Source organism: Ilumatobacter sp. (assembly GCF_039969435.1).
Classification (GTDB): domain Bacteria; phylum Actinomycetota; class Acidimicrobiia; order Acidimicrobiales; family Ilumatobacteraceae; genus Ilumatobacter_A.
Genome location: NZ_JBDVNU010000006.1, coordinates 240,961 through 260,044, shown reverse-complemented (window position 1 = coordinate 260,044; position 19,084 = coordinate 240,961). Strand labels below are relative to the sequence as shown.

The following is a 19,084-nucleotide window of genomic DNA, read 5'->3' as shown; positions in this document are numbered from 1 at the left end:
GTCTGACACCGTTTGGATGACGGCGTTCGTCTGACGGATCGGCCCGGAGGTCACCCGTCGACGACGACGACCTTGTCGCTGCTGCTGCGACCGAACACCTCGGAGGCGTAGATCTCCTCGGCGCGGGTCGGGGGCACGACGAACTCGCCGGGGGTGGTGGCACGAGCGACGTAGGTGTACTCGTACGTGCCACCGGGCAGGTAGCTCGTGAAGGCCTCGGCCCGATCGTCCCGGAGGTTCTGGTACTCGTACCACTGCCACCACCACGACCCGTCGTAGGTCACGCTGGCATCGTCGGCCGGAACGGTGAGTGACGTGGCGAGAGCAGGGTTGACCGCTTCGAGCCCGGCGGGGAGAGGATCGATCAGCGCGACGTGCGTGCGGCGGGCGTCGGCGACCATCGTGAGTCGCACCCGGACCGTCGCTCCCGCCGCGATCTCCCACGTGCCGTCCTCGCGACGGGTCACGTCGGCGGGGTCGTCGACCGCTTCGTAGCTGCGTTCCACCACGAACCCCTCGTCGCGCGGGTCCAGGTCGAGGTCGTCGGGGGCGTACCGCAGGGCGAGTCGGTAGTACAGGCGTCCGGCTCCGTCCTTGTCGAGGACGAGGTCGACGTCACCGCTCTCGATCAGTTCCGACGTCGGCACGGTGGTGAGGTTCGTGTCCGTCGAGCGTCCCCGGAACTCGGACTCGACGGCGTAGGTGTCGCCGAGCCAGGCGCGGGCGACGAAGTCGGGGTCGACCGATTCGAACGTGTCGAAGTACTCGTTCATCGCCAGCAGGATGAAGGAGTTCTCGTAGGCGTTGTTCCAGCGGCCCCGGGTCTGGTTACCGATCAGTCCCGTGACGACCTTGGGGGTCACGTCGCTGTCGGGCGCCTCCCGCACGAGTGCGTCGAGGACGATGCCGTCGGTCCGGCGATCGGAGTGGGCGATCACGTAGGCGTCCTCGCCGTACGAGGTCGCGAACGTGGCCGCACCGGCGGTCTCGACGGCGGAGTTCTCGATCAGGCTCAGGATCTCGGCGCGTGCATCCGCGTCGTCGATGACCGTCCACAACTGTGCGATCGAGTCGAGTTGCAGGGTGTCGTCGGAACCGCGTCGGTACAGGTCGAGCCCCTTCACCGGGTCGGCATCGCCGGCGATGCCCCGGGCATAGAGGGCGTACGCGCTGATCGCATCCTTCGTCTCCTGCGAGTACTCGGGCGGGATGAAGTCCTCGATGCTGCGGAGGTGGTCGAGCGCCACGTCGAGGGTGAACTGGTCGACCGCGTACCCGTTCTGCTGGGCGAGGACGAGTGCGTGCGTCGCGTACACCGACACCCACGGGACGGACTCTCGGCCGCGCTGCCAGTACGGGAACCCACCGTCGTCGTTCTGCAGCGCCTGGAGTCGTTCGATGTCGCGAGTGACGGCGGCATCGAGCTCTGCGGGGGCCGGCAGGCCGTCGGCGTCGAATGCGTCGAGTACGTCGCGCAGCGCCGCCACGGCCAGGATCCGCGAGGCGAGGCCGTCGGACGATTCGTAGCGGTAGTCGTAGAGGTAGAGCACCGAGTCGGTGAGTGCCTGCAGCGCCGTCGACGACGTCGACACCTCCAGGCCGCCGAACTGCGGGAACACGTTCGTCGGAGCGAGCAGCGGTTGGGCGATCGGGTCGTCACCGTCGAGCACGCCGTAGGTGGCGAACGCCTCGGCGGTGGCGGGCGTGTAGACCGGAAGATCGATCGTGGCGGCGTCGGTGAACTCGCCGCTCACCGTCGCCACACGGAAGCGAGCGGTGCCCACCTCGGCCGCCGACGCCGGGAAGCGCACCTCGACACGGTCGTTGGCCGGAACGGTCACCCGCTGCCCGGCCGAGCCGGCGGAGCCGTCGGCGAGCGACAGGTTCGACACCTCGATCGCGACGTCGACCTCGACGGCAGCGTCGGTCTGGTTCTGCACGACGACGGGTAGTTCGAAGCGGTCGCCGAAGTTCAGGAACCGAGGCGCCGACGGACGGACCGACACCGGGAGTCGGGCGGTGATGGTCGACTCGCCCGAGCCGAACCGGTCGGCACCGGACACGCCGACGGCCATCACCCGGTAGCGGGTGAGGTTGTCGGGCAGGTCGACGGCGACGGTGACGGAACCGTTGGCGTCGGTGGTCTCGTCGGGGGCGAACACGGCGAGCGCGTCGAAGTCGGCACGCACGTCGATCGGCGTCGGCGCCTCGCCCTGGGCTCGCTCCGTGTCGCCCGGTGCGGCGGCCGGTGCCTCTGCCGCTCCCGTGTCTTCACCGCCCGCCGACTCGGCGTCGGCCGAATCTTCCACTGCCCCTTCGCTCATCGCGTCGGTCGTGGGAACGTCCGGGCTGACCTCGTCGCCGAACAGGTCGGGGTTGGCGAGCACGATCGAGTCGCGGATCAGTTGCGGGTCGAGCGTGCTGGACACATCGGAGTAGAAGGACTCGAGCGGGTCGGCGAGTTCGTAGCCGGTGAGCGAGAGGACCGCCTCGTCGACGACGATCAGCGCCACTCCTGCGTCCGGTACCGGATCGCCGGATGCGTCGACGACGGTGACGTCCACGGTGGTCGAGTCGCCTGGCAACAGGTCGGTCGACGCCGGGGTGGCGACGACATCGAGAGTGCGTGACACCGGAGGGATCTGCAAGCGCACCTGGCCGGCGGCGAATGCGGGCTGCGGGGGCGCGTCGGGCAACGGCGTGCCGTCGTCGGCGAGACGTTCGCTCGTTCCGACCATGTCGACGCGGACGTCGAGGTTCGGGATGTCGTCCTCGGCGATCGGCACGGTCAGCACCGCGCTCCCGTCGGGAGCATCGAACGCCTGGACGATCTCCACACCGGCACGGGTCACGGTGAGCAGACCCGAGGCGGGGGCGAACGGTGCCTGCACGAGCAGCTCGGCGGTGTCGCCGGGCGCGTGGAACTCTGCGTCGGGCACGATCACCACGTCGCCCTGCGTGAGATCGCGGGTCGGGCGTGCGGTGCCGCCGCTGACGTACTGGGTGAACTCGGCACGGTTCGACCGGCCGTCGTCGTCGGTGACGATCGCCGTGATCCGGTACTGCCCACCGACCTCGGTGGTGAACTCGCAACGCATCGACTCGTCGATCTCCTCGTTCGTGACGATGTCGGTCGACGTGACGGTGCACGTCTGCTCGTCGACGAGTTCCTCCACGTACTGGTCGCCGTCGTAGCGGTAGTCGACACGTCCTGCGACGACGTCGAAGGTGCGGCCGGCGACGGGGCTGCCGTCGACGTCGACCACGGTGGTGTCGATCACGATCGGCTGGCCCTGCTCGACGAAGCCGCGATCGCTGCGGACACCGACGTAGTAGCGCGACGGGTGGACGAGCAGGTTCGTGCGTGAGGAGATCGCCTGGCGGTTCACGTCGAACACGGTCGCCTCGGCGGTCACCGACGTGGGTTGGTCGACCTGCATCGGCTCGGCGTCGGGGTCGGCGGATGCCGGGATGTCGGCGAAGTCGAGTTGCAGCAGGTGCGTTCCCGACGCATCGGTGCGGCCCGTGAACTCCTGGAACCGCAGGTCCTCGCCGGGGAAGCCGCCGGGGAACCCGCCGACGTCCTCGACGACGTCGCCTCCGAAGCCGCCGCCAAACTCGCCGAAGCTGTCGAACCACCACGGCGTGTCGACCCCGAAGGAGAAGTCGCGCCAGTTCGGCGGCGAATAGGTCGTGTCGCTGGTGGACACGAACCAGTTCACCTCGGAGTCACCGAGCGGTCCGCCGGCGAAGTAGTTCGCGTCGGCGGCGATCGTGGCCGGTTCGACGACGTAGTATGGCCCCTCGGTCTCGGCGCGGGCCTCGACCTCGAACTCGGGGGTGCGGAAGTCCTGCACCTGGAACTCCTGGAACCAGGAGATGTTCGAGTCGGTCTGCTCGGCGGAGTCCACGAGGTAGAGCTGGACGTAGCCACCTCCGGTGTTCGACGCCTCGGGGACCTCGATCGAGAGGTTGAACCCGCCGACCGAGTTGACGGGGACCGAGTCGGTCGCGATCTCGTTGCCGGTCGGGTCGAACGCCTGGTAGCGGACGAAGCGCTCGCCCCCGAACAGTTCGAGCTGGGCATCGTCGGCCGTCACGTTGCGGACGAGACCGGTGATCCGAACGGTCTCGCCGGGTCGGTAGATGCCGCGGTCGTCGATGACGTACCAGCGATTCTGGCTCCCTGGCTCGAATCCCTCCCATCCGTTGAAGCGCTGCGACGGCAGCATGCCCGTCCGGTCGCCCGCCGTTGCGGTGAGGCCGTTCACGGCGCCGTTGGCGAGGCTGACCCTCGTGACGCCGTCCGGGCCGGTCGTGACCGACTCCCCGGTGCCGAGTGCGGTGACCGCCGCTCCTTCGATCGGGTCACCGGTGAGCAGGTCGGTGACCCACACGAGGACCTCGTCGTCGGTGGCGAACGCGTCGATCCCGATCTCGGTGTCCTGCACCCAGGTGTACGACGGGCGGTTCTGGAAGTACTCGTCGTCACGCGGATCGATCGCGGGGTCGGGTTCGACGCGCAGGACGATCGGGCCTCCCGATTCGTCGAACGCAGCGGTCAGGTCGACGACGGTCTCGGTGAGCTGATCGGTGGCGGCATCCACCTCGATCCGCGTGTCGAGCACGACGGGCCAGTCGGGGTCGCGGGGGCGCGTGTCGGAGAAGGTCGTGTCGAGGTACGCCGTGAACTCGCCGTACTGCTCGGGTGTCACCTGCCATGCGGTGACCGCGAGCGCATCGTGGTTCACCGTGGTGAACGACACCCCGGGCGCTTCGGCGAACGGATCGGTCGTGACGAACTGGCGATCGGGCCCGACGAACAACGGCCGTGCGTCGCCGACGTCGAACTCGTCGCTCCACTCCTCGCCGAGGGTCTGCCCGTACACGTCGACGACGTCCGGTGCGATCGTGACGGTGTACGTGGTGTTGCCGGCGGTGGCGCCACGGATCTGCAGCGAGTTGCCGAAGTTGTCCACCCGCAGGCCCGGCACGGCCGGCTCGACGCTGATCCATGCCGGGTCGAAGGCGTCCGCGTCGAGGGGGTTGTTGAACTCGATCGAGAACGAGGAGAACGGAGCGCACGGATCGGAGCAGTCCGAGCGGTCGATCTCCAGCGGCGCGTAGGTGCGGCCCGACTCGCGAGCGCTCTGGTCGCCCACGACCGGGCCTTCGAGCGACGGGATGCCCGGACCGACCTCGACCACGACGCGGGTGTCGGGTTCCAGCGTGGCGGTCGGGACGAATGCGACCGCACGGCCGGGGAGTGCTCCGTCGAACGTGGATCGAGCCGACGGGTCGGCGTCGAGTTCCTCGTCGGTGGCGAGACGGACCGACGTGACGTCGCCGGCATCGAGACGCACGATGTCCAGCACGGCGTCCGGGTCCACCCGCTGATCGAACAGTGCGACGAACACCGGGTCGAGTCCCATCGACTCGCTGACGCCGAACACGGCGAGCGGGGACGCTGCAGGCGTCGAGAAGGTGAAGCTGACGTCGTCGGCGAGCGTGGCACCGTTGACCGACTCGGTCCCGGCCGGGACGGTGACGGTGTAGTCGGTGGCCGCCGGGAGACGGTCGAGCGCATCGTTCGAGCCCCCGGCGGGGGTCGAGTCGTCGGCACCCGGCTCGGGTGTGACCTCGAAACGGAGGGTGCGGGTACCGATCCAACGCCAGCGGCCGTCGATGCCCGCGGTCTCGGCGATGTCGGGTTCGATCCTGACCGGAACGTCGGCATCGTCGAGTTGATCGAGGGTTGCCAGTTCCACCATCGGCTGGTCGAACGTCAGAGCGATGAAGGGTGCGATGTCGACGTTGCCCTCGGGCTGCATGCGCAGCACTTCGAGCGGGCCGTCGGGTGTCGCATCGGGCACCGATGGCGCATCGGGCGCCGGCGGGAACGGTGCGTCGACGGTCTCGCCGACGGTCGGCGGCTGCAACGACTCGACCGGACGGTTGAAGTCGGTGGCGTCGTCATCCGGGACGTCCCAGTCGGGCAACCGGTCGAGAACCGCCGCGACCTCCTCGGGCGTCAACGGTGTCCCGTCCACGACGGCGACCGACGGAGCGACGGCGGCAGCGGCCGTCCCCTCGCTGAGCCGGACGCCGAGCGCAGCGGGCACGACGCCCGCGGCGCCGTCGCCGGGCGATCGGGTGCCGTCGGGTGTGGTGACGCCGCCTCCGGGCTCGGGGTCGGTGCGCGCACCTTCGACCGTGGTGGTCGGGTTCGACGAGTCGTCGTCGCCCGAGCAGCCTGCCGCGGCCATCGCCGCTGCAACGAGGAGTGCCGTCCATCGCTTCGTGTTCATCGCGCCACCTTCGTTCGAGTCCGAGTCAAACCTACGACGCGCCGCTCGGCCGTCGTGGCTCTTTGGACGACCGCCGCCGCCCTCCGGTTCCCGACATCCCGAGAAGCTCCGCACCGCCGGTCCCGGCGGGCGTCTCCCCCGTGGTGTCGGGCACCGGTGGCGAGCACTCGGGACCCGTCGGGCCGCACGATCCGTCCCCACCGTGCGATGCGCACGGGTGCGGCTGCGGGGGCTCGCATTTGAGAGGCTGACGGACATGACCGACATGCCGACCGCCGCCGACCCGTCGACTCTGGGGTTCGACCCCACCCGACTGCAGCGCATCGACGACCACTTCGCGGAGTACGTGGACGACGGACGCCTCGCGGGATGGCAGGTCGCCGTGATGCGTCATGGCCGACTCGCGCACCACTCGACCTACGGAAAGCGCGACCTCGAGTCGGGCGCCGACTGGGCACCGGACACGATCGCCCGGATGTACTCGATGTCGAAGCCGATCACGTCGGTGGCAGCGATGATCCTGCACGAGGAGGGCCGCTTCCAGTTGAAGGACCCGGTGTCCAAGTTCATCCCGTCGTTCGCCGACACGCCGGTCTACCGGAGCGGCTCGTTCCAGGCGCCGCTGACCGAGCCGCAGACCGAGCCGATGCGCATCTGGCACCTCCTCACCCACACGTCGGGACTCACCTACGGCTTCCACAACTCTCACGCGACCGACGCGATGTACCGCAACGACGGCTTCGAGTGGGGCATCCCGGCCGGACTCGACCTGGCCTCGTGCTGCGATCGGTGGGCGGCGTTGCCCCTCGTCTTCCAGCCGGGCAGCGAATGGAACTACGGCGTGTCGACCGACGTGCTCGGACGGGTGGTGGAGGTCGTCTCGGGTCAGCCCCTCGACGTGTTCCTGCAGGAACGCGTCTTCGAGCCGCTCGGCATGACCGACACCGCGTTCTGGGTCCCCGGCGACCGACGCGACCGTTTCGCCGAGTTGTACTACCGCAACCCCGCCACGAAGAAGGCCGCGAAGATGCCCGCGCCGGCGTTGACGGAGAAGCCCGACATGCTCGGCGGTGGCGGTGGGTTGTGCGGCACCGCCGCCGACTACCTGCGCTTCACCCAGATGTTGATGAACGGCGGCGAACTCGACGGTGCCCGCATCCTCGGGTCGCGCACGGTGGACTACATGACGACGAACCACCTCCCGGGTGACGCCGACCTCGAGGAGTACGGGCGGCCGCTCTTCGCCGAGACGACGTTCGACGGTGTGGGATTCGGACTCGGGTTCTCGGTCGTCCTCGACCCGGCGGCGAACAAGGTGCCCGGATCGAAGGGCTCGTACTCGTGGGGCGGCGCAGCCAGCACGGTCTTCTGGAACGATCCGGCCGAGGAGATCACCGCCCTGTTCCTGACACAGCTCCTCCCGTCGAGCACGTACCCGATCCGCCCGCAGCTCCAGCAGCTGGTGTACCAGGCCCTCGTCGACTGAGCCCGGCTCGGTCCACGACTCCGGCGTGGGGGTCCGTGTCGGGCCCCGGCACCGACGTGGTCGGCGGGCGGAGTGACCGGAACGATCGTCAGTCGTCGCCGCGCAGCTTGAAGTACAGAGCGGCGAGCGCTCCGATCACCACGAGGATCACGATGATCCGGAGCACGGCTCGCAATGCTGCGAGGACCCAGCCGAACAGGAACCAGACGACCAACGCCACCACGATCCACCCGACGATCGTGGCGAGGAGGGATCGGCCCGTCGACGTTGCCATGACCTCATCGTACGCACGGTCACCCGTCCGGATGGTCGTGGCCTGTGGGGAGTCGTCCACCGGGCGGCATCGGCTACCTCAACTTCCATGCGCCCGGGCCCGGACGCCGAGCCGCGCGCGACGTCGAGCGTCAACTTCGCTCCGGGAGCAGCGGTGGCGAACTCGGTGATCACGCCGGTCCTCGACGGAGAGGTCTGCGCATACAACAGCGCCAAGGTCGAGATCATCGCCGACGTCGCCGGCTGGATCGCTCCCGCGAACCTCCTCCCCACCGAAGGTGGAGCCTCTCGCGCGTTCGACAGTCGTTGCGTCGCCACGTCGGCACAGGCGGGTGAATCGGTCGTGCTCAACGCCAACGGGTTCCTGAACGTCTTCCCCTCGAGCGCCACGGCAGACCCGACGCTGAACTCGACGGTCAACTTCCGGGCCGGGGCGAACGTCGCCAACGGCACGATCGTTCCGGCCGGAGCCGACGGGCGGATCTGTGTGTACTCCAGCGGTGCCACCCAGGTACTCCTCGACGTCGCCGGCTACATGAAGGCCGGGGTGTTCGTGCCGCTCAACGCCGACGGGTCGGCCACGCGCGTCCTCAACACCCGAGGTTTCTGACGCCTCACGGCGCCCGACACCCGATCGGGGCCCGACGTTCGTTCCAGGGCGTGGTCGCGACGCACGTGCGTCGCGGCCACCGCCCCGGTTGCGCGCCGGACGTGACATGGGCGACCCGGTCGGATCGTTTCGCTCCGAGTCCACCGGGCACGACTCGTCCATGACTCAGATCCTGATGGTCCTCAGCAGCCACGAAGCCCTCGGCGACACCGGCAAGTCCACCGGCTGGTACCTCTCCGAAGCGGCGCATCCCTGGAAGGTGTTCAGCGGCGCCGACTATGGCATGACGTGGATGTCGCCGGACGGTGGCTTCGCGCCGATCGACGGCAAGGACCTCGACGACGCGACCAACGTCGCGTTCCTCGAGGAGTTCGGCGACAAGGGCCCCGACACCCTGACCCCCGACGCGGTCGACGCGTCCGACTTCGACGCCATCTTCTACGTCGGTGGCCACGGCACGATGTGGGACTTCCCGGACAACGACGAACTGTCGGCGATCGCCTCGTCGATCTACACCGACGGCGGCGTGGTCGCAGCCGTGTGCCACGGCCCGGCCGGTCTGCTGAACATCGAGATCGACGGCGAGAAGCTGATCGCCGGCAAGCGTGTCGCCGGTTTCACGAATGCGGAGGAGTACGGCATGGACCTGTCCGACGTCGTCCCGTTCCTCCTGGAGGACGAGTTGAAGGCCGCCGGAGCCGACCACCGAGCCGGACCCGACTTCGAGGAGAACGTCGTCGTCGACGGTCGTCTCGTGACCGGCCAGAATCCGCCGAGCGCCACGGGCGTGGCGACCGCTGTGGTCGCTGCCGTCCGTGCCGTCCAAGCGGTGGCCGTCGCCGACGTCTGACTCGATCGCTCCGTCCCGCGTCGCCGAGAGCAGTCCCTGCGGTCGGCAGTGCCGCTGCGACCGCGTCGACTCGGCCCACGCGCCTGCGTGTTCAATCGACGAGGCGCACCGAGGTGATTGCATCCTGCGAACAGTCGAGGTCGACACCTCGCTCGGCTGCGTCGTAGTGCTCGATCTTGCTGTCGATCACGCCAAGCGCGACGTGGAGTTCATCGATCGCGTCACGAATCCGGTCGCGATGTCGAACCAGCACGGTGCGCCGTTGCTCCGGTGTGCCCTCGTCGTTGCGGACGAGAGCGGTGTACCGGGCGATCTCGCTGATCGGCATGGCCGTGGCGCGGAGACGGCGGATGAACGTGATCCACCCACAATCGTCGTCGGAGTAGCGCCGCTGGCCAGATGCGCCCCGGGCCACCTCGGGCATCAGCCCGGCTCGCTCGTAGTAGCGCAGCGTGTCGATGCTCACGCCCGTCCGGCAGCTCACCTCGCCGATCGAGAACATCGCGTCGTGGTGCACGCTCTCGGTCGGGCTTGACACGATGTCCACGGTATCGCTTGACCTGGAGCGCGCTCCAGGATGTTGGATGGGATCCATGACCACTTCGCACGAGACCTCACTGCCGACATGCGAACTCGGACCCGGCGGACCGATCGTCTCCCGGCTCGCGCTCGGGACGATGACGTTCGGCGTCGAAACCGACGAGTCGGTCGCCCGCCGCCAATTGGACGAGTTCGTCGAGGCGGGCGGAACGTTCGTCGACACCGCCGACGTCTACGGCGACGGCGCGTCCGAGGAGATCATCGGCCGATGGGCGGCGGCACGTGGCGGTGTCGACGACCTGATCGTCGCCACGAAGGGTCGATTCGCTCCTCCCGCAGGCTCACACGGCGCATCGCGACGAAGCATTCATCGATCGGTCGACCGGAGTCTGCGCCGTCTCGGACTCGACGCGATCGACGTCTACTTCGTCCACGGCTGGGACGACTTCACCCCGATCGAGGAAACGCTCGACGCTCTGACGTCGTTGGTCCGAGCAGGCAAGATCCACCACATCGCATGGTCCAACGTGACCGGTTGGCAGCTCCAGCGGATCATCACGACGGCGACGCTGGGCGACTTCGTCCCGCCTGTCGCGGTCCAACCGCAGTACAACCTGATCGACCGGGGCATCGAGCTCGAGGTGTTGCCGTGCTGCCTCGAGGCGGGTCTCGGCATCGCGCCGTGGTCGCCGCTCGGAGGCGGTTGGCTGACTGGCAAGTACGACCGAGGGCAGCGACCGACGGGGAACACTCGGCTGGGCGACGACCCCGAACGCGGGGTGGAGGCCTACGACGTGCGCAACACGGAGAGGACCTGGCGGATCCTGGACGAGGTCATGTCGATCGCCGACGAACACAGCCGGTCGCCCGGGCACGTGGCGATCGCATGGCTGCTCTCCCGGCCGGGCGTCGCATCGGTGCTGCTCGGCGCCCGTACCGCCGAGCAGTTGAACGACAATCTCGCTGCTGCGGACCTGGTGCTGTCCGACGCCGAACTCGGACGACTCACTTCGGTGTCGGCGACCCATCTGCCGCCGTACCCGTACGGGATGATCGAGGACTTCTGCGACGTGGACGTCTGGAAGCGCCTCGGCACTGCCTCGTCAGCCTGACACGGGCGGCGCGCCGTCCACGCCGTCGAAACTCTGGAGTACCCCTTCGTCATACTGGACTCATGACTCCCGCAGCCCTCGCCGATCGTGCACGGCACATCGCCGACGTGCGTGCTCGATCACGAGGCGATGCGGCGGCTGTCAGGTCCGCCATGGTCGCGGTGCGCGAGATCTCGGGCTGGGCCGATGCCCAGAACGCTGCCCTCGTCGGGCTCCTCGCCTCGCTCGATTCGTTCCCCGAGGCAGCGATCGCCGAGGTCTCGCGGGGCTCTCTGTCCGACGCTTCGAAGATCAAGGAGCGAGCGGACACCATCGCCGGCGCTCCGTCGATCGCCGAGGCCCTGGAGCACGGTTCGATCACCGTCGGTCATGTCGACGCGATCACGCGTGGGTCCAAGCGGCTGGAGCCGGAGCAGCGTCAGGCGTTCGTCGATCGGGCCGAGTCGCTCGCCGACGTCGCTGCAGCGGCAACGGTCGCCGAGTTCACCCGGCGGCTGAACCTGGAGATCACGCGGATGCGCTCCGACGACGGCGAGGCCCGTCTGATTCGTCAGCGGCGCGACACACGGTTGAGCACGTGGACCGACGACGACGGGATGTGGAACCTGCGCGGGCGGTTCGATCCGGTCGCGGGGATCGGGATGTCCTCGCGATTGAACGATGCGGTCGAGTCGCTGTTCACCGAACAGGTACCGGAACTGTGTCCGTCGGACCCGCTCGAGAAGGACAAGTTCCTCCGGGCGCACGCGCTGGCACGGCTGCTGACCGGTGGCACGGCGACCGGTGCGAGTGCGAATGCGAATGCGAACGGTGGCGATCAGATGGGTGGCGCCGAGCCCGGTGGCGACCGCCGGTCGAACGGTCCGACACCGATCGGACGTGGGTCGGCGCGATCTGGTGCGGTGCTCGCGGTGATCGACGTCGACGCACCGGCCACGTGCGAGTGCGGAGGACGGTCGACGGACTCGAGTGTCGAATGGCCCATCCCGGTCGAGGTGCCGTACCGCGTGCTCGCCGAACTCGCTGCAGGCGCCGAGGTGGTCGGTGTCGTGGTTCGCAACGGCGTCGTGCTCCACGCTCCGGGCACGATGAACCTGGGTCGGAGCACCCGACTCGCGAGTCGTGATCAGCGGCGAGCGCTGCGAGGTCTCTACCGAGGGTGCGCGGTTCCGGGATGCGCGGTCGGGTTCGACCGGTGCAAGATCCATCACGTCGTCTGGTGGCGCAACGGTGGTCTCACAGATCTGAGCAATCTGCTGCCCATCTGCGCCCAGCACCACAGCAGGCTCCACGCCGACGAGTGGCTCGTCGAACTCGGGCCGAATCGCGAACTCTCGATCACGCTGCCTGACGGAAAGGTGATGTCGACCGGACCGCCGAGTCGCAATGCCGCCTGAGGGCGGGGCGACCGACGCGCATCTGATCGCCGGAGTCACGCTGCCCGTCTGCGAAACGAACTCTGGCTCGACGATCCTCGGCTGACGCGGGCGCGCGATTGGCGGCGAGGCGACTCGTCGGCTGACTCATCATCGGCGCAGCGATCCTCGGCTGACGAGCCACGCGACTGGCGGCGGGGCGACTCGTCGGGACGAGGTCGTCGGATCGAGGTCGCCGGATCGAGGTCGCCGGAACGAAGCCGCCGGAACGAAGCCGCCGGAACGAGGTCGTGTGACGCGTCGCAGCGCAGCGCGAATCGCTCTCAGAGCGGGTTGGTGATCGCCCCGGTCTCGGCGCCCTGCACGAGGCGGGCGTACTTTCCGAGCACACCCGTGGTGTAGCGGGGCGGATTCGGTGACCAGCCCTCCCGGCGGGCGGCGAGCGTCGCTTCGTCGACCAGGAGATCGAGTGCCTTGGTGGCGACGTCGATCCGGATGACGTCGCCCTCCTCGACGAACGCGATCGGCCCGCCGTCGGTGGCCTCGGGTGCGACGTGTCCGATGCAGAACCCCCACGTGCCGCCCGAAAAACGACCGTCGGTGATGAGTGCACAGTCGCCGCCGCGGCCCGCACCCTTGAGCGCACCGGTAATGGCCAACATCTCACGCATTCCCGGTCCACCCTTGGGGCCTTCGTAGCGGATCACGATCACGTCACCCGCGTTGATCCCACCGGCCAGGATCGCCTCCATCGCGAACGACTCGTCGTCGTAGACGCGCGCCGGACCTTCGAAGTGCATCTGCTCGGCGGTGAGGCCGGCGACCTTGACGACGGAACCCAGCGGAGCGAGCGATCCCGAGAGGATGTTGATGCCACCTTCGCTGTGGATCGGAGCGCTGACCGGGTGCACGACCACGCCGTCGGGTTCGGCGAGGTCCATCTCCGACAGGTTCTCGGCCATGGTCTTGCCGGTGACCGTCAGGCAGGACCCGTCGATCATCCCGTTGTCGAGCAGGTGCTTGAGCACGCCGGGCACCCCACCGACCTTGTCCAGGTCGCTCATGTGGAACCTGCCGCCGGGCGTCATGTCGGCGATGTGGGGCACCTTGTCCGCGATGCGGTTGAAGTCGTCGAGACTCAGGTCGACACCGGCCTCGTTGGCGATCGCGAGCAGATGGAGCACCGCATTCGTGGATCCGCCGAGTGCCGAGGTCAGTGCGATGGCGTTCTCGAATGCGGGCTTGGTCATGATCTGGCGCGCCGTGATGCCGCGCTCGAGGAGCCTGACCACGGCCTCACCGGCCGCACGCGCATCGACTTCACGGCGCGAGTCGATGGCGGGCGGCGATGCCGAGCCGGGGAGCGACATGCCCAGCGCTTCAGCGATCGAGCTCATCGTGTTCGCCGTGAACATGCCGCCACATGCGCCTTCACCGGGGCACGCCTTGACCTCGATCGCGTGCAGTTCGGCGTCGTCGATCGTGCCCGCAGCGTGGGCTCCGACGGCTTCGAACACCGAGGTGATGTCGAGCGCCTTGCCGTTGTGCTCGCCGGGCATGATCGAGCCGTTGTAGACGAACACCGAGGCGAGGTCGAGTCGGGCAGCGGCCATGAGCATGCCCGGGATCGACTTGTCGCAGCCGGCGAGCCCGACGAAGCCGTCGAGGCGTTCGGCGTGCATCACGGTCTCGACCGAGTCGGTGATCACTTCACGTGACACGAGCGAGGCGCGCATGCCTTCGTGGCCCATGGAGATTCCGTCGGACACGGTGATCGTCCCGAACTCCATCCCGAAGCCACCGGCGGCGAAGATGCCCGCCTTGGTGTGCTCGGCCAGCTTGCGCAGTGTCATGTTGCACGGCGTGACCTCGTTCCAGGCCGAGGCGATCCCCACCTGGGGCTTCTCCCAGTCGTCGTCACCCATGCCGATCGCACGCAGCATCGACCGCGACGGTGCCTTCTGCATGCCGTCGGTGACGTCACGAGAACGTGGCTTGACGTCGACAGGGGTGTTGGGCGTGTCCGGTGACATGGGGCTCAGAGTAGTGGGGGGTCTCCACGCAGAACCTGGTGCTCCGCACACCAGTCCCGGCGACACCGACACCGACACCGACACCGCCGGTGCCGCGACCGGCGCCCGACCCGCAGGAGCCTTGTCGCGTCCGATCCGACACAATGGGGACATGGCCACCGTTCGAGAGACGAACCTGCCGGGGATCGGCGTCAAACACGACTTCACGACCGACGACGGACGAGACGTCGGCGTCCTCGTCCATCGTGACGGGCGACGCGACATCGTCGTGTACGACTCGGCGGATCCCGATCGGTGCAGCGCCCAGATCAGTTTCTCGGCGGGGGACACCCGCACGCTGACCGAACTCCTCGGAGCGAGCCGGGTCACCGAAGCGATCGGCGTGGTCACCCAGGAGATCGAAGGACTCGGGATCGAATGGCTGCCGATCAGTTCGACCTCGCCCGCCGTCGGCGTCACCATCGGGCAGGGTGCGTACCGGACGAAGACCGGGGCCTCGATCGTGGCCGTCATCCGCGGCGCGACCGCTCATCCGGCGCCTGATCCGGACTTCCTCATCGCCCACGGCGACACCGTCGTCGCAGCCGGAACGTCCGACGGACTCTCGGCCCTGACCGATCTGATCGCCGGCAACTGAAGTCCACACGCCCAGACGCCCATGCCCGGGAACGACTGTCGGTTGACCGGCCGATGAGGGTCGCATCGTGAGCCTGCTCGCCGCCGGGAGCTCGGAGGCGGCACTGGCCTTCCTCGAGATCGGTGCCGTGGCGCTCGGTCTCGCCGCGCTGTCCCGCGTCGCCGGGCGGATCGGCATCACGGCCGTCCCGCTCTATCTCGTCGCCGGCCTGGCGTTCGGCGAAGGAGGCATCGCCGAGGTCAGCGTGAGCGAGGACTTCATCTCGCTCGCTGCGGAGATCGGCGTGCTGCTCCTGCTCTTCACGCTCGGGCTGGAGTACAGCGAGTCCGAGCTGCGTTCCGGATTGCGGACCGGCGTCCCACCCGGACTGCTCGACATGGTCGCCAACGCGCTCCCCGGCGTCGGCCTCGGCCTGCTCCTCGGGTGGCAGCCGCTCGCCGCGGTGCTGCTCGGCGGGGTGACGTGGATCTCCTCCAGCGGCATCATCTCCAAGGTGCTCGCCGACCTCGGACGACTCGCCAACCGCGAGACGCCGGCGATCCTCAACCTGTTGGTGATCGAAGACCTCGCCATGGCGATCTACCTGCCGGTCGTGGCGGCTCTGATCGTCGGGGGCACCGCGGCCGAGATCTCCACGAGCGTCGGGATCGCATTGGTCACGGTGGTCGTGATCCTGTTCGCCGCTCTGCGGTTCGGGCGGAGGTTCACGACCCTGCTCGGAGGCGGGTCCGACGAGTCGTTGCTGCTCGCCGTGTTCGGCGTGACCCTGCTCGTCGCCGGGGGCGCCCAGTCGCTCGAGGTGTCGGGGGCGATCGGCGCGTTCCTGGTGGGACTCGCGCTGTCCGGACCGGTGGCCGAGCGTGCCGAGCGCCTGATGAGCCCGCTGCAGGACCTGTTCGCCGCGACGTTCTTCGTGTTCTTCTCGTTCCAGATCGACCCCGCCGACCTGTTCTCCGCCGCACTCCCGGCCTGTGCTCTCGCCGTGGTCTCGATGATGACCAAGGTGGTCACCGGTTGGTACGCCGGCCGGCGGGTGGGTGCCGGACCCCGGGGTCGACTCCGTGTGGGCACCGCACTGATGGCGCGTGGCGAGTTCTCCATCGTGATCGCTGCGCTCGGTGCCGGTCTCGCCGACGGCCCCGAACTCGGTGCCCTCGCCGCGGGGTACGTGTTGATCACCGCCGTGGTCGGTCCGGTCGTGGCGCGCTTCGCCGACCGGATCCCCCTCGGCCGTCTCGCTCACTGACCTTCGACGTCGACCGGTCTGCTCGTCGACCGGTCTGCTCGGCACGCCGGCCGGGGCCGGTCCGATCGGCACACCTCGCCTGCGTGACGGGCGTCCGCCGCCTCCGAACGGAGGCTGCCCAGACGGGAACCGCTCGTCGATCGGTGGAAGAATGCGACGCGTGACCGACCTGCTGACCACCGCTGCGCTCGCCACCACCTCCGTGGAGATCGACCCGCTGCTCGCTCCGGCCGACGCCGAGGCCATCAACCGTGCGGTCCTCGACGGCGGCCCGTACGGCTTGTACGCCGCCGAACGCTCGAACGGCCCGCTGGAATCGGGTGTGACGGAACGGTACGACGCCGCGCGCAACTACGTCGCCACCGGCGGGTACCTCGGCGTCAGCGAACCACCGACGACCCTGATCCGGCGGACCGGCTACTTCCGATCCACGTTGATGCAGGGCGGGCGGGTCGTCGCGCCGGGGTTCGAGGTGCTCGACACGTTGCCCGCCCTGTACGACGCCGCGCGCGACGTCCACGCCAAGCCGGTCGTGGAGCCTGCGATCCTCTACCTCAACCTGCTGGTCCCGGGTCAGGAACTCGCGATCCACATCGACGTGCCCGAGTTCGCCGGCGCCGACCGGTCGATCACGCCACAGTGGCTGCTGGTGATCATGCGCGCGTCGGGTCTGTTCGAGGACCTGCGCGTGCCGATCGCCACCGGCATCACCTACTTCGGTCACGCACCTGGCGGAGCGTTGCGCCACTATCCACACGGACCCGACATGCCGTGTCACCGCTTCGAACCGTCGCACAACACCGCGCTGGTGCTCGACACCGACTCCCGGTACCACGGCGTGGAGCGCGTCGGTGCGCCCGACGAGCCCGCTCCGGTCGAGATCGTGGCAGGCGCCACCCTGCAGCACGACGGTTCGGCCTGGGTGATGGCGTCTCCGTCGGGCGACGAACTGCGTCGGTACGGCACCGACGAGGTCCGCATCTCGATCTCGTGGAAGGCGTACTGCTTCGACGACGCGGACGACGCGGTTGCGTTCGAGGCGGCGCGGGGCTCGCTCACCATCGCCGAGATCGAGCGGCGCCTGGTCGACGACCTGCGTGACCGCGGTCTGATCGGCAGTGACGCGTCGCCGTACCTGCCCGACATCGTCGATCTGTTGATCGACACCTACCAGCGGTTTCCCGTTCTCCCGTGAACCGTCGCTCGACGGTCGACGTGTACCTCGCGGCGAGCGACGCCGGTGATTCGGTGAACAGCGGATTCGGATTCCTGGTCGCGGTCGTTCCGACCCTCATGTTCGGCGCTGTGGTCGCCCTCGTCGTGTTCCTGATCATCCGAGGCCAACGCATCGCCGCCCGACAGCGCGCTCGCGCCATCGCACTCGCGGCTCACTACGGGTTCCTCATCGACGCGAGCACGAAGGGTCCACCGCCCCAGCGCTTCGACGCGTTCGGTACCGGACACAGCCGCAAGGTGACCAACCAGTTGTGGCGTCCCGGATCCACGGACTCGGTCTTCGACTACACGTACACCACCGGAAGCGGGAAGAACCAGACGACCCACAGACGGACGTGTGCCCTGGTCGCGCTCCCCTTCGACGCTCCGTACACCAAGATCGCCACCGAGAACTTCTTCAGCACACTCGGCCAGCGGCTGGGGATCCGTGACATCGAAACCGAGTCGGTCCGGTTCAACGACGTCTACCGGATCACCAGCGACGACGAGCGCTTCGCGATCACGCTCCTCGACAGCAGCGCGATCGACTGGCTGCTCGAGCACATCCCCAACGGCCCGGGTTCGGTCACCTTCGAGTTGTGGGGCCCGTGGTTGCTGTGCATCTCGAAGCGGATGGCGATCGACGCCCAGTTCGGGTTCCTCGACTGGGCGCGCAGCGTGCCCGACCAGTTTCCCGACGTGCTCACCTCGCTCCATCCGATCACCGAGCAGTCTCCTCCGTGGCCGACGTGATCGCCGTCCTCGTCGTCGGTGCGCTCCTGCTGCTCGTGCTCACCGGTGCGACCTACCTGATCTCCTACAACGGACTGGTCCAGGCGCGCCAGACGGTCGCGGACGCCTGGGCGGTCGTCGACCTCGAACTCCAGCGTCGTCACGACCTGATCCCCGCGCTCGTCCACAGCGTGCAGGCCGCTGCGGTGCACGAGCGCCGGATCCTCGACGAACTGGTCGCCCGCGAGCGTGCGGCATCGGCCGTCGAGCGCAGCGCTGCCGCGCGATCGGGTCCCGAGGACGAACTCGCGGCATCGGCCCGAGCGGTCGTCGCACTCCGCGAGTTGTACCCACAGCTGAACGCCCAGGCCAACTTCCTGCGACTCCAACACGACCTCGCCATCACCGAGGACCGGATCAGTGCAGCGCGACGCTTCCACAACCTGAAGGTCGCCGAACTCAACCGGCGGACCGAGGCGTTCCCCTCGAACGTCGTGGCCGGAGTGCACGGAATCGAACGGGGTTCGTACTTCGGTGAACGTTGACGTCGCGCCGCGTCCTGCACGTGTGCGTCGGGGCCCACCACGGGAATCCTCCTCTCCCCTGTCGCCGACGCGAGCCCTCCGTACCTGCGTCGGCACATCGTCGAGTCGCCGAGGGGCGCAC

At 68.6% G+C, this 19,084-nt stretch carries 14 protein-coding genes; 10 read left to right on the top strand and 4 right to left on the bottom strand.

Going from position 1 to position 19,084, the window contains the following annotated elements:
- Positions 1-50: 50 nt before the first annotated feature.
- Positions 51-6,308: an alpha-2-macroglobulin family protein gene (locus tag ABJK40_RS02055; protein ID WP_348482108.1), complete on the bottom strand. Its 6,258-nt coding sequence runs from the start codon at positions 6,306-6,308 to the stop codon at positions 51-53.
- Positions 6,309-6,564: 256 nt separating this feature from the next.
- Here ABJK40_RS02055 and ABJK40_RS02050 point away from each other — a divergent pair, with 256 nt between their 5' ends.
- The gene (locus tag ABJK40_RS02050; protein ID WP_348482106.1) at positions 6,565-7,794 is read left to right on the top strand and encodes a serine hydrolase domain-containing protein; all 1,230 of its coding nucleotides are present in this window, start codon (positions 6,565-6,567) and stop codon (positions 7,792-7,794) included.
- Positions 7,795-7,882: 88 nt separating this feature from the next.
- Here the strand turns inward: ABJK40_RS02050 and ABJK40_RS02045 are convergent, their stop codons facing one another.
- Positions 7,883-8,068 (bottom strand): hypothetical protein, encoded by a 186-nt coding sequence (locus tag ABJK40_RS02045; protein WP_348482104.1) that lies wholly within the window; start codon positions 8,066-8,068, stop codon positions 7,883-7,885.
- Positions 8,069-8,155: 87 nt separating this feature from the next.
- Between ABJK40_RS02045 and ABJK40_RS02040 the strand changes: the two genes are divergently transcribed.
- Together ABJK40_RS02040 and ABJK40_RS02035 are read left to right on the top strand one after the other, a co-directional pair.
- The gene (locus tag ABJK40_RS02040) at positions 8,156-8,677 is read left to right on the top strand and encodes a hypothetical protein (RefSeq protein WP_348482102.1); all 522 of its coding nucleotides are present in this window, start codon (positions 8,156-8,158) and stop codon (positions 8,675-8,677) included.
- 160 nt (positions 8,678-8,837) lie between these two features.
- Positions 8,838-9,527 carry a type 1 glutamine amidotransferase domain-containing protein gene (locus ABJK40_RS02035; RefSeq protein ID WP_348482100.1) on the top strand — a complete coding sequence of 230 codons (690 nt, stop codon included), beginning with the start codon at positions 8,838-8,840 and terminating at the stop codon, positions 9,525-9,527.
- Positions 9,528-9,618: 91 nt separating this feature from the next.
- On the opposite strand, the gene ABJK40_RS02030 is transcribed toward ABJK40_RS02035, so the two are convergent.
- The gene (locus ABJK40_RS02030; RefSeq protein WP_348482099.1) at positions 9,619-10,065 is read right to left on the bottom strand and encodes a MerR family transcriptional regulator; all 447 of its coding nucleotides are present in this window, start codon (positions 10,063-10,065) and stop codon (positions 9,619-9,621) included.
- 55 nt (positions 10,066-10,120) lie between these two features.
- Here ABJK40_RS02030 and ABJK40_RS02025 point away from each other — a divergent pair, with 55 nt between their 5' ends.
- Together ABJK40_RS02025 and ABJK40_RS02020 are read left to right on the top strand one after the other, a co-directional pair.
- Positions 10,121-11,179 carry an aldo/keto reductase gene (locus ABJK40_RS02025; protein ID WP_348482097.1) on the top strand — a complete coding sequence of 353 codons (1,059 nt, stop codon included), beginning with the start codon at positions 10,121-10,123 and terminating at the stop codon, positions 11,177-11,179.
- A gap of 62 nt (positions 11,180-11,241) precedes the next feature.
- On the top strand, positions 11,242-12,576 hold the full coding sequence (locus ABJK40_RS02020; protein WP_348482095.1) for an HNH endonuclease signature motif containing protein: 1,335 nt from the start codon (positions 11,242-11,244) through the stop codon (positions 12,574-12,576).
- Positions 12,577-12,878: 302 nt separating this feature from the next.
- On the opposite strand, the gene ilvD is transcribed toward ABJK40_RS02020, so the two are convergent.
- Positions 12,879-14,588, bottom strand: coding sequence for a dihydroxy-acid dehydratase (gene ilvD, locus ABJK40_RS02015; RefSeq protein WP_348510130.1), 1,710 nt, complete (start codon positions 14,586-14,588; stop codon positions 12,879-12,881).
- 151 nt (positions 14,589-14,739) lie between these two features.
- On the opposite strand from ilvD, the gene ABJK40_RS02010 reads away from it, so the two are divergent.
- The 5 genes from ABJK40_RS02010 to ABJK40_RS01990 all read left to right on the top strand — a co-directional run bounded on the left by ABJK40_RS02010 (position 14,740) and on the right by ABJK40_RS01990 (position 18,963).
- On the top strand, positions 14,740-15,225 hold the full coding sequence (locus ABJK40_RS02010; protein WP_348478140.1) for a TrkA C-terminal domain-containing protein: 486 nt from the start codon (positions 14,740-14,742) through the stop codon (positions 15,223-15,225).
- Positions 15,226-15,292: 67 nt separating this feature from the next.
- Complete coding sequence (locus ABJK40_RS02005; RefSeq protein ID WP_348478139.1) at positions 15,293-16,471, top strand: cation:proton antiporter; 1,179 nt, start codon at positions 15,293-15,295, stop codon at positions 16,469-16,471.
- Between the two features lie 160 nt (positions 16,472-16,631).
- Complete coding sequence (locus ABJK40_RS02000) at positions 16,632-17,666, top strand: hypothetical protein (RefSeq protein ID WP_348478138.1); 1,035 nt, start codon at positions 16,632-16,634, stop codon at positions 17,664-17,666.
- On the top strand, positions 17,663-18,439 hold the full coding sequence (locus tag ABJK40_RS01995) for a hypothetical protein (RefSeq protein ID WP_348478137.1): 777 nt from the start codon (positions 17,663-17,665) through the stop codon (positions 18,437-18,439). Before ABJK40_RS02000 ends, ABJK40_RS01995 begins: the two co-directional genes overlap by 4 nt.
- Entirely contained in the window at positions 18,427-18,963 is a 537-nt protein-coding gene (locus ABJK40_RS01990; protein WP_348478136.1) for a LemA family protein, read from the top strand. The genes ABJK40_RS01995 and ABJK40_RS01990 overlap by 13 nt, the downstream gene beginning before the upstream one ends.
- The last annotated feature ends 121 nt before the right edge of the window (positions 18,964-19,084 follow it).

What these genes read in the sequence shown, in the direction of transcription:
- ilvD (WP_348510130.1), bottom strand. Translation starts at nt 14,588, where the DNA reads ATGTCACCGGACACGCCCAACACCCCTGTCGACGTCAAGCCACGTTCT.
- ABJK40_RS02035 (WP_348482100.1), top strand. Translation starts at nt 8,838, where the DNA reads ATGACTCAGATCCTGATGGTCCTCAGCAGCCACGAAGCCCTCGGCGAC.
- ABJK40_RS02055 (WP_348482108.1), bottom strand. Translation starts at nt 6,308, where the DNA reads ATGAACACGAAGCGATGGACGGCACTCCTCGTTGCAGCGGCGATGGCC.
- ABJK40_RS02045 (WP_348482104.1), bottom strand. Translation starts at nt 8,068, where the DNA reads ATGGCAACGTCGACGGGCCGATCCCTCCTCGCCACGATCGTCGGGTGG.
- ABJK40_RS02040 (WP_348482102.1), top strand. Translation starts at nt 8,156, where the DNA reads ATGCGCCCGGGCCCGGACGCCGAGCCGCGCGCGACGTCGAGCGTCAAC.
- ABJK40_RS02025 (WP_348482097.1), top strand. Translation starts at nt 10,121, where the DNA reads ATGACCACTTCGCACGAGACCTCACTGCCGACATGCGAACTCGGACCC.
- ABJK40_RS02020 (WP_348482095.1), top strand. Translation starts at nt 11,242, where the DNA reads ATGACTCCCGCAGCCCTCGCCGATCGTGCACGGCACATCGCCGACGTG.
- ABJK40_RS02050 (WP_348482106.1), top strand. Translation starts at nt 6,565, where the DNA reads ATGACCGACATGCCGACCGCCGCCGACCCGTCGACTCTGGGGTTCGAC.
- ABJK40_RS02010 (WP_348478140.1), top strand. Translation starts at nt 14,740, where the DNA reads ATGGCCACCGTTCGAGAGACGAACCTGCCGGGGATCGGCGTCAAACAC.